The sequence below is a fragment of the Streptomyces sp. BF23-19 genome (assembly GCF_041106355.1).
GTDB classification, from domain to species: domain Bacteria; phylum Actinomycetota; class Actinomycetes; order Streptomycetales; family Streptomycetaceae; genus Streptomyces; species Streptomyces virginiae_A.
This window is the reverse complement of record NZ_JBGBPT010000152.1, coordinates 1-9,779: the sequence shown is the minus strand read 5'-3', so window position 1 is coordinate 9,779 and position 9,779 is coordinate 1. Positions and strand designations below refer to the sequence as shown.

Annotated in this window: 7 protein-coding genes; 3 read left to right on the top strand and 4 right to left on the bottom strand. The window is 73.6% G+C overall.

Annotated features, from left to right (window positions below; translation table 11 throughout):
* Window positions 1–271 precede the first annotated feature (271 nt).
* The 3 genes from AB8A24_RS42115 (at window position 272) to AB8A24_RS42105 (ending at window position 5,874) form a co-directional block, all read left to right on the top strand.
* On the top strand, window positions 272–3,817 hold the full coding sequence (locus AB8A24_RS42115; RefSeq protein WP_369479145.1) for a DNA polymerase III subunit alpha: 3,546 nt from the start codon (window positions 272–274) through the stop codon (window positions 3,815–3,817).
* Between the two features lie 20 nt (window positions 3,818–3,837).
* Window positions 3,838–4,824: a hypothetical protein gene (locus AB8A24_RS42110; RefSeq protein ID WP_328966042.1), complete on the top strand. Its 987-nt coding sequence runs from the start codon at window positions 3,838–3,840 to the stop codon at window positions 4,822–4,824.
* A gap of 189 nt (window positions 4,825–5,013) precedes the next feature.
* Window positions 5,014–5,874 carry an alpha/beta fold hydrolase gene (locus AB8A24_RS42105; protein ID WP_328963922.1) on the top strand — a complete coding sequence of 287 codons (861 nt, stop codon included), beginning with the start codon at window positions 5,014–5,016 and terminating at the stop codon, window positions 5,872–5,874.
* A gap of 34 nt (window positions 5,875–5,908) precedes the next feature.
* On the opposite strand, the gene AB8A24_RS42100 is transcribed toward AB8A24_RS42105, so the two are convergent.
* The 4 genes from AB8A24_RS42100 to AB8A24_RS42085 form a co-directional block, all read right to left on the bottom strand.
* A complete protein-coding gene (locus AB8A24_RS42100) occupies window positions 5,909–7,003 on the bottom strand; it encodes a lytic polysaccharide monooxygenase (RefSeq protein ID WP_369479144.1) in 1,095 nt (364 codons plus the stop codon).
* A gap of 197 nt (window positions 7,004–7,200) precedes the next feature.
* The gene (locus AB8A24_RS42095; RefSeq protein ID WP_369479143.1) at window positions 7,201–7,893 is read right to left on the bottom strand and encodes a histone deacetylase; all 693 of its coding nucleotides are present in this window, start codon (window positions 7,891–7,893) and stop codon (window positions 7,201–7,203) included.
* A 222-nt stretch (window positions 7,894–8,115) separates the two neighbouring features.
* On the bottom strand, window positions 8,116–8,598 hold the full coding sequence (locus AB8A24_RS42090; protein WP_301372122.1) for a DUF402 domain-containing protein: 483 nt from the start codon (window positions 8,596–8,598) through the stop codon (window positions 8,116–8,118).
* A complete protein-coding gene (locus tag AB8A24_RS42085; protein ID WP_328963925.1) occupies window positions 8,595–9,542 on the bottom strand; it encodes a GNAT family N-acetyltransferase in 948 nt (315 codons plus the stop codon). Before AB8A24_RS42085 ends, AB8A24_RS42090 begins: the two co-directional genes overlap by 4 nt.
* Window positions 9,543–9,779: the final 237 nt, after the last annotated feature.

Below are 9,779 nucleotides of genomic sequence, written 5' to 3'. Positions count from 1 at the left end.
CCGCCCCTCTACCCACCGAGACAGAGGCCCGCATTTCCAGCCCCGCCGGCGTTTGAGGCGCCGCCCCGGGCGCAGCCCGAGCCGTACCGCACACCGCCGAGCACCCCGCAGGGACACCGCAGCCCGAGCCGCACCGCACACCGCCGAGCACCCCGCAGGGGCACCGCAGGGGCTGGGACAGTGATCGAACAAGTGTTTCGCACGAATATTCGAATTGCTCTATGGTGGAGAGCGGGGGAGGTGTTCATTCGAGCGAAGCAGGAGGCCGCGGGTGCCTGGTTTTACGCATCTGCACACCGTTTCGGGGTTCTCCATGCGCTACGGAGGCTCGCACCCCCAGCGGCTGGCGGAGCGTGCCGCCGAGCGAGGTATGGACGCCCTCGCCCTGACCGACCGCGACACCCTCGCGGGCGCGGTCCGGTTCGCGAAGGCGTGCGCGCAGGCGGGCATCCGGCCGTTGTTCGGAGTGGACATGGCGGTCCCGCCCGCCGGCTCGCCCGCCGCATCGCCCGCGACGGGCCCGGCCGGGTCGGGGGGCCCGACCGGATCCGCCGTGGGCGACGGGGCCGGCGAGGCCTCGTACCGGCGGCGCACCCCCGTCAAGGGCGGGGCCTTCGTGGACGAGTCCGCCGCGCGGGCCGTTTTCCTGGCCCGGGACGGGGCCGCCGGGTGGGCCGAGCTGTGCCGGATGGTCACCGCCGCCCACGCGGAGGCCGCCGAGGTCCCGCTCGTGCCCTGGGGCGCCCTGCGCGGGGAGGGCGTCTTCGTCCTGCTCGGGCCCGACTCCGAGGTGGGGCGGGCGCTCTCCGCGGGCCGCCCCGACCGGGCCGCCCGGCTGCTCGCGCCCTGGCGGGAGATCTACGGCGACTCCCTGCGCCTGGAGGCCGTCCACCACGGCCGCACCGGCACCGGGCCCGGCTCGCTCCGGCTGGCCGCCCGTACCGTCGGCTTCGCCGTCGAGCAGGGCGTCCCGGCCGTGCTGACCAATGCCGTCCGCTACGCCGACCCCGGCCAGGGCCCGGTCGCCGACATCCTCGACGCGGCCCGCCGCCTGGTCCCCATCGACCCCCGCAACCCCGCGTACCCGCTCGACAGCGGCGAGCGCTGGCTCAAGGGCCCCACCGCCATGGCCGAGGCCGCCGACCGGATCGCGCAGGCGGCCGGCCTGCGCCCCGCCGACGCCCGGCGTCTGCTCGCGGAGACCCGGCGTACCGCCGAGGCCTGCTGCGTGGACCCCGAGGACGACCTCGGCATGGGTTCCGTGCACTTCCCCGAGGCCCGCCTCGTCGGCGCGGCCCACCGCAGCGCCCAGCGGGTCCTCACCTCCCGGGCCTCGGCGGGCATGGTGCTGCGCGGGTACGCGGGCGACCGCGCCTACTGGGAGCGGATGCACCAGGAGCTCGACATCATCGCCTACCACGGCTTCGCCTCGTATTTCCTGACGGTCGCCCAAGTGGTCGACGATGTACGGGAGATGGGCATCCGCGTGGCCGCCCGCGGGTCCGGCGCCGGCTCCCTCGTCAACCACCTGCTCGGGATCGCGCACGCCGACCCCGTCGCCCATGGCCTGCTGATGGAGCGCTTCCTCTCCAAGCGGCGGCGCGTCCTGCCCGACATCGACATCGACGTGGAGTCCGCCCGCCGGCTGGAGGTCTACCGGCGGATCATGGACCGGTTCGGCACCGAGCGCGTCGCCACCGTCTCCATGCCCGAGACCTATCGGGTCCGACACGCCATCCGCGACGTCGGCGCCGCCCTGTCCATGGACCCCGCCGTCACCGACCGGCTCGCCAAGGCCTTCCCGCACATCCGGGCCCGCGACGCCCGCGCCGCGCTGCAGGAGCTCCCCGAACTGCGTGACGTGCGCGGGGAGTCGTACGGGCGGCTGTGGGAGCTCGTCGAGTCGCTGGACGCGCTGCCGCGCGGGATCGCCATGCACCCGTGCGGGGTGCTGCTCTCCGACGACTCGCTGCTCGCCCGTACGCCGGTGGTGCCCACCAGCGGCGAGGGCTTTCCCATGTCCCAGTTCGACAAGGACGACGTGGAGGAGCTCGGGCTGCTCAAGCTGGACGTGCTGGGCGTGCGGATGCAGTCCGCGATGGCGCACGCGGTCGCGGAGATCCGCCGCGGCACGGGGCGGGAGCTCGACCTGGACGACCTGGCGCAGGTGCCGCCGGGCGACCGGGCCACGTACGAGCTGATCCGCTCGGCCGAGACCCTGGGCTGTTTCCAGATCGAATCGCCGGGCCAGCGGGACCTGGTGGGGCGGCTCCAGCCGGCGACCTTCCACGACCTGGTCGTCGACATCTCGCTGTTCCGGCCGGGGCCGGTGGCCGCCGACATGGTGCGGCCCTTCATCGAGGCCCGGCACGGGCGGGCCCCGGTCCGCTTCCCGCACCCGGACCTGGCCGACGCGCTGCGCGAGACGTACGGGGTGGTGGTCTTCCACGAGCAGATCATCGAGATCGTGCACGTCATGACCGGTTGCGGGCGGGACGAGGCGGACCGGGTGCGGCGCGGGCTGTCCGACCCGCAGTCGCAGCCGCGGATCAAGGTCTGGTTCGCGGCGAAGGCGGCCGAGCGCGGCTATCCGGTGGAGGTGATCGGCCGGACCTGGGAGATCGTGGAGGCCTTCGGCTCGTACGGTTTCTGCAAGGCGCACGCGGTGGCCTTCGCGGTGCCCACCTATCAGTCGGCCTGGCTGAAGGCGCACCACCCGGCGGCCTTCTACGCCGGGCTGCTCACCCACGACCCGGGGATGTACCCGAAGCGGCTGTTGCTGGCGGACGCGCGGCGGCGGGGCGTGCCGGTGCTGCCGCTGGACGTGAACCGGTCGGCGGCCGCCCATCGTATCGAACTGGTGTCCGATGTCGGTGGGGTGTGGGGGCTGCGGCTCGGGCTGTCCGACGTCCACGGCATCAGCGGGGCCGAGGCGGACCGGATCGAGGCCGGACAGCCGTACGCCTCCCTGCGGGACTTCTGGGACCGGGCGCACCCGGGCCGCCCGGTGGCCGAACGGCTCGCGCAGGTAGGTGCGTTGGACTCCTTCGGCGCCAACCGGCGGGACCTGCTGCTGCACGTGTCCGAACTGCACGGCGCGCAGCGGGCCGCAGGTGTGCGTGGTCCCCAACTCCCGCTGGAGGGAGGTCGGTCCACGGCCTCCGTCGGGCTGCCCGACCTGACCGAGGCGGAACGGCTCAGCGCCGAGCTGGGCGTCCTCGGCATGGACGCCTCGCGGCACCTGATGGGGGACCACCACGCCTTCCTGGCCGAACTGGGAGTGATCCCGGCGCGCCGGCTGCGCGACACCGAGCACGGGCAGACCGTGCTGGTCGCGGGGGCCAAGGCGGCCACCCAGACCCCGCCGATCCGTTCCGGGAAACGGGTCATCTTCACGACGCTGGACGACGGGACGGGCCTGGTCGACCTGGCCTTCTTCGACGACAGCCACGAACGCTGCGCGCACACCGTCTTCCACTCCTTCCTGCTGCTGGTACGTGGTGTCGTGCAGCGCCGGGGCCCGCAGAGCCTGAGCGTGGTCGGCGCGGCGGCGTGGAACCTGGCGGAGCTGGTGGAACTGCGGGTGGCGGGCGGCCTGGACGCGGTCGCGGCTCGCCTCGCGGAGCCGGCCGAGTCGGCCGAGCCGGCAGCGGGGGAGGGTGCGGCCGAAGGTGAGGCGGCAGGGCGGCCCCCCGGCCGCAGGATCCGCATGTCCACGGGGTACGAGATGAACCCCTGGGCCGACCTCCAGCCGCCCGGTACCGGCCCCGCGACCGGCCGCAAGCTGTGGCACTCCAGCCCGGGGAGCGCGGGATGACCGCCGCCGAGCGGGTCGTGATGTGCCTGCGCCCGTACCCCGCCGACGGGGGGCCGCTCGGGGCCCGGGAGTACGCCGGGGTGCTCGCGCTGCTCGGGGGCATCACCCCGGCCGTGCAGGCCGTGCCGCCCGACATCGTCCTCGCCGAGGTCCGGGGCGCGCTGCGCTACTTCGACTGCGACGCCACCCGGCTGGCCGCCCTGGTCCGGGTCCGGGCCCTCGCCCTGTACGGGGTGGACGCCGCCGTCGGCGTGGCCGGCAACCCCATGCTGGCCCGGGCCGCGGCCCGCGAGGCCCGGTCCGGGGAGACCCTGGTGATCCCCGGGAATCCCGCCGCCGTACGGGAGTTCCTGGCGGGCAAGCCCGTCACCGCCCTCGACGGGGTCGGGCCGAAGGTCGCCCGCACCCTGTGCTCCTACGGCCTCGATTCCGTCGGCCGGGTCGCCGCCGCCCCGCCCGCCGCCCTGCGGCGGATCCTCGGCGCCCGGCTAGGCCGCGAGGTGCACGAGCGCGCCCTGGGGATCGATCGGACCCCGGTCCGGCCGGGCGCTGCCGCCCGCGCCGTCGCCGCCGAGCGGCTCTTCGATCTGGACGAGCTGAATCCCGTACGGCACCGGCGGGCGCTGCTCTCGCTGACGGAGGAGCTCGGCGCGAAGCTTCGTACACAGGAACAGGGTCGGGGGCAGGTCTGCCGCACCCTCTCGCTCACCGTCCGCTGCGCCGACCGCACCACGCTCACCCGGACGCGCACCCTGACCGAGCCCACCGCGCACTCGGTCGCCCTGACCGCCACGGCCTACGCCCTCTACGCGGGCCTCGGCCTGCAGCGGGCCCGGGTGCGCGCGCTGTCGCTGCGCGCCGAGGACCTGACCTCGGCCGAACGGGCCACGCGGCAGCTCAGTCTCGACCCCGAGGACGAGAAGGCCCGCCGCCTGGAGGCCGTCACGGACCGGGTCCGCGCGCGCTTCGGGCCGCACGCCATCGCCCGCGGCGCGCCGGCCGCCTGACGGTCCGTCGGGTGGCCCGTACGGCGCCTTACAGGGGGTCGGCCGGGCGACGCGCGATTTTTTACCGACGCGTAACTTCCCTGTATTGCTACTCACCCGTAATTTAGCGGCAGCAGCCCCCCTTGTGATCCGGATCACGGGACGAACCCCCACTTCATCCCCTTGAGTCACCCGCGAGGAGATCACCCGATGCTGCCCTGGAGACGCCTGCTCCGCCCACTCGCCGTCCTCACCCTCACCGCCGCCGCACTCGTCGCCCCCACCGGAGCGGCGCAGGCCGCGTCCGCCCCGAGCAGCGGCTGGAACAACTGGTCCTGCAAGCCGTCCGCCGCGCACCCGCGCCCCGTCGTGCTCGTGCACGGCACCTTCGGCAACTCCTGGGACAACTGGCTCGGCTTCGCCCCGTACCTCGTGCACCGCGGGTACTGCGTCTACTCGCTCGACTACGGCCAGCTGCCCGGCGTACCCCTCTTCAACGGGCTCGGCCCCATCGACAAGTCCGCCGAACAGCTCGACGTCTTCGTCGACAAGGTGCTCGCCGCCACCGGCGCCTCCAAGACCGACATCGTCGGGCACTCGCAGGGCGGCATGATGCCGCGCTACTACCTGAAGTTCCTCGGCGGTGCCTCGAAGGTCAACGCGCTGGTCGGGCTCGCCCCCGACAACCACGGCACCACGCTGCTCGGATTCACCAAGCTGCTCCCGTACTTCCCCGGGGCCGAGGACCTGATCAGCACCGCGACCCCGGGCCTCGCCGACCAGATCGCCGGATCCGCGTTCCAGCAGAAGCTGAACGAGGGCGGGGACACCGTGCCCGGCGTGAAGTACACGGTCATCGCGACCAAGTACGACGAGGTGGTGACGCCGTACCGGAGCGCCTTCCTGGACGGGCCGAACGTACGCAACGTCGTACTCCAGGACCTGTGCTTCCTGGACCTCTCGGAGCACGTCGCCATCGGGCTCACCGACCGGATCGCCTGGCACGAGGCGGTCAACGCCCTCGACCCGGCGCACGCCGAACGGACCACCTGCGCCTCGGTCTTCGACTGACCGGGCGCGGGCGGTCCGACGCCGGCCGGATCGGCTAGCGGCCGTGGCGGCCCGTCGTCGTACGCGCGGTGCGACGGCGGGCGGCTCCGAACAGCGCGGCCGCGCCGACGGCCAGGGCGGCGGGCCCGGCGATCGCGATCGTCGGGGTGGCGCTGTTGCCGCCCGTCTCCGCGAGGTTCGCCTTGGCCGCGGCCGGCGAGGAGGAGCCGGCCGCGATCGGGACGGCGGCGACGTCCTTCGCGCCGTTCGTCTTCGGGTCGTTGTCGCCGTGGCCGTTGTGCTCCACCGTGGACTTGCCGGCGCCGTCGGAGATCTGCTGGTCGGTCGGGGCCGAGGGCTTGACGACGGGCTTCTCGCTCGGCTTGGAACCCGTCCCGGTGCCGGTGCCGGTGCCGGGCTTGGTGGTCGGAGCCGTACCGGAGGTCCCGCCGTTTCCGCCGTTTCCGCCGTTTCCGCCGTTTCCGCCGTTCCCGCCTCCGTTGTCCTTGCCGAAGACCACGTCCGAGCAGGTGTAGAAGGCCTCCGGGCTGTCGGAGCGCTGCCAGATGCTGTAGATGAGGTGGCGGCCCGACTTGTCGGGGACGGTCCCGGAGAAGACGTAGTCGCCGTTCTGCATACCCGGGTCGGTGACCTTCGCGAACGGCGCGGGCTCCAGGTCGGACCAGGCCAGGGGCTTCGTCGGGTCGTAGCCGTCCTTCGTCACGTACAGCTCGAAGGTGCCCTTGTGCGGGGCCGTGCCCTTGTAGCGGAAGGTGTGCGCGCCGGCGGACATCGGGCCGGCCGGCCAGTCGGCGCGGGCCAGGTCCAGCCCCCGGTACTTGTCGTTGCCGGCCGAGCAGAGCTGCCCGTTCGGGATCAACGAGCGGTGGTTGCCGGCGGCGTTGGCGATGTTGACCGCGTTCCAGTCGTAGAACGGCTGCGTCCCGGCGGCGGCGACCGCGGCCTTGCAGGCCGCCGACTTCGGGGACTCCGGTCCTTCGGCGTAGCACGCCGCCACCCGGCTGACCGGGTCCGTCATCGAGCCGTGGGCGACCGCGGGAGCCGCGGCGTACGCGGCCACCGCGAGCGGGGCCAGGCCGGCGGCGGCGATACGGGTCAGCGTGACGGCCGTGCGGCGGCGTGCGGGCATGGGTGGTCTCCTTCGGGCGCAAGGCAGGGGTGTGCCGGCGGAATCGGACTCCGTGGTGCGCCGCCCCCCGGCGGCGCCGCAACGGGCCCTTCCTGTCCTGGCCCGGCCAAGCTAGCCGCCCCGACCACGGGTTCTGCCCCGTCAGGCCCACCGGAGCGGATCCTTAGGGTCCCCTTAAGCCAGGGACAAGCGCCGCCTCAGGAACCGGCGTCGCGGAACCTGGGGAGCTCGTCGGCCGTGAGCAGCTCCCGCACCTGTGCGGCCGTCCAGTTCCCGGCGGCGCCGGGGCAGGCCGCGAGGTAGTCGGCGATGTCCTGCTCCTCCCAGGGGCCGGACTCCAGGAGGCCGCCGGCCAGGTAGCGCAGGTACGCGCCCGACGGGTTGAGCACCTCGACGTCCTTCAGGCTCCACGGCGCGGTGAAGGTCAGCATGGGGATGCCGTCGATCGTGCCCGGGCAGATCAGGGTCTCGTACCGACCCGGACCCAGCTCGTCGCGGCCGTCCCGTAGGGCCGTGGCCAGATCCAGGTCCGCCCCCGGCTCCTCGTACATCTCCTGGGCGGCGATGTCGGACATCTGGCCGACCGTCACCAGGTGTGCCCGTCCGCGCGTGCGTCCGGGAGCCGTGGGGTCGTAGAACCCCCGGCCCCCCGTCCACACGGGGGACTCCGTGGCGAAGTACAGGCAGCCCTCCAGCTCGACCGCGATCGAGCGCTCGGGAGCCCGGTGGTCCCGACAGCCCGGGTAGGTGCGTGCCGCGCCGGGCGGGGTCCCGCCGGCGAGGTACGTGGCGAGGCGGTCCATGTGCATGTTGGAGCCGTAGGAGGCATACCAGACCCGCTCGGGAGGGGAGATCGACTCGGCGAGCGGGGTGGCGGTGTGGACGACCATGCGCGGCTCCTCGGGATCGGGAAAGGGCGAGGGTTCCATCGGGCCGCCGACCTGGAGACGGCGATCCGGAATCTCCCTTGTCATATGCCTATCGGGCCACTGAGGCCCGTGCGTATGGTGTGGCCCCGGACCATCCCGGGCCCGGCGCCCTCCCGGCTCCCCACGGGAGGGCCGCCGCGCGCCCCACGTCCCACGCTCACGCCCACGCCCCGCGTCCGAGGACTACGAGAGGAGCGCGGAAAGGCCCGCCGCGGACCGGGCCTGGTCGTCCAGCGCGTCCAGGGCCCGTACCGCCTGGGCCGCGGCCTCCGGGTCGCTCGCGGCGAGCCCGCTCTCGGCGAACTCGTCCTCGTCCAGCCGCAGCACGGAGCTCCCGTCCGCCGACACCCACAGGTCGAGGTCGAGGTCCTCCACGAGGATCTCCCCGCTCTGCACCAGGGCCGGCCGCGTGACGTCGCAGTACCAGCCCTTGAGGACACCGCCCGCGGTCCACACCTCCTTGACCGCGTACCAGCGGGTCCGCCAGAAGTGCTCGACGAACACGTCGCCGGGCTCGAAGCGCACGAAGCCGAAGTCCCGTACGCCCTCGGCCGCCCAGGGGGCGCGTACGGAGATCCGGTCGCCGTCGTCGGCGACCTGCGCCGCCGGGTAGCGGATCTTGGTCCGGCCGGCCTTGGTCAGGACGACGGTCAGTTGCGCGGTCACAGGGTCTCCAGTGTCTTCGTGAAGCGCGTCTCGGTCGCGCAGATCTCGTAGCCGAACCACTCGTTGATGGCGAGCATCGGGTCGTTGCCCGCGTCGTTGCCGGTGAAGGCCTCGGTGTACCCGGCCGCGCGGGCCCGGTGCAGGGAGACCGTCTTGGCGAGCTTGGCCAGTCCCCGGCCGCGGAAGGCGCGCAGGGTGCCGGTCATCGCCGAGCCGTAGCGGGTGGCGCCGTCCGTCTGCGCCGCGGTGAAGGAGGCCACCACACCGTCCACCAGGGCGACGGTGGTGAGCTCCTTGTCGAGGGTCGGGTTGTTCCAGACGTGTGCGAGCCAGTCCTCGTAGTCGTCCAACTCCGTCGCCACATCCCCCGGTTCGTCGGCGGTCGCCTCGGCGTCGGCCTCGAAGAGCGGACGCGGGTCGGCGGCGAAGGCGGAGCCGGGACGCAGTTCCACCCCGGCCGGCAGGTCCCCGTCCCGCGGCGGCTCGGGCAGCGTGACCGCCGCCAGGTCCAGGCGCAGGAAGTGCGCCGAGCGGCGGGGCCGGTAGCCGTGCCGCTCGGCGAAGGCGCGGTGGGCCGGCTCGTCGAGGACCCAGGCGTACGTGTCCACGGCGCCGTGCGCGGCGAGGTGCTCCTCGGCGGCGCGGAGCAGGAGGCGGCCGGCGCCGAGGCCGCGGTGGGCGGGGTCGACGTACGTGTTGAGGTACGACCGGCCGGGCTCGGGGCTGTCGTACGCGATGCCGGCCCGGGCGGCGCCTATGACGCGGCCGTCCGGGCCTTCGGCGACGAGGATCCGGTGGTGCTTCGCCGGGTGGGCGCAGGAGAGCTCGAAGCTCAGGCCCTCGGCGCTGGTGATCGAGAAGGGCAGGGCCGCGCGGAGTACCCGCACGACGGACTCCGCGTCCGAGGGGTCGTCGGGGCGGACGTCACGGATCGATGCGGTCATGAGGCAGACGCTACGTGCGCCTTCGCGACGCGCGCCTCCCAATTAACCGCCGATGGGGGACAATCACCCGCGTGACCTCGACAAACCTGAAGATCACCATCGACGGCTCGGCCGGCTCGGCCGCCCCGTACGAACAGCTGCGCGCGCAGATCGCCGACCGGCTGGAACGTTCCGTCGTCCCCGTCCTCTCGGACATCGAGGGCGTCGGCCAGGTCACCGTCGACGGAGTCCAGGACC

Coding starts and splice junctions, on each gene's coding strand:
- AB8A24_RS42110 (WP_328966042.1), top strand. CDS start 3,838: ATGTGCCTGCGCCCGTACCCCGCCGACGGGGGGCCGCTCGGGGCCCGG.
- AB8A24_RS42105 (WP_328963922.1), top strand. CDS start 5,014: ATGCTGCCCTGGAGACGCCTGCTCCGCCCACTCGCCGTCCTCACCCTC.
- AB8A24_RS42100 (WP_369479144.1), bottom strand. CDS start 7,003: ATGCCCGCACGCCGCCGCACGGCCGTCACGCTGACCCGTATCGCCGCC.
- AB8A24_RS42095 (WP_369479143.1), bottom strand. CDS start 7,893: ATGGTCGTCCACACCGCCACCCCGCTCGCCGAGTCGATCTCCCCTCCC.
- AB8A24_RS42085 (WP_328963925.1), bottom strand. CDS start 9,542: ATGACCGCATCGATCCGTGACGTCCGCCCCGACGACCCCTCGGACGCG.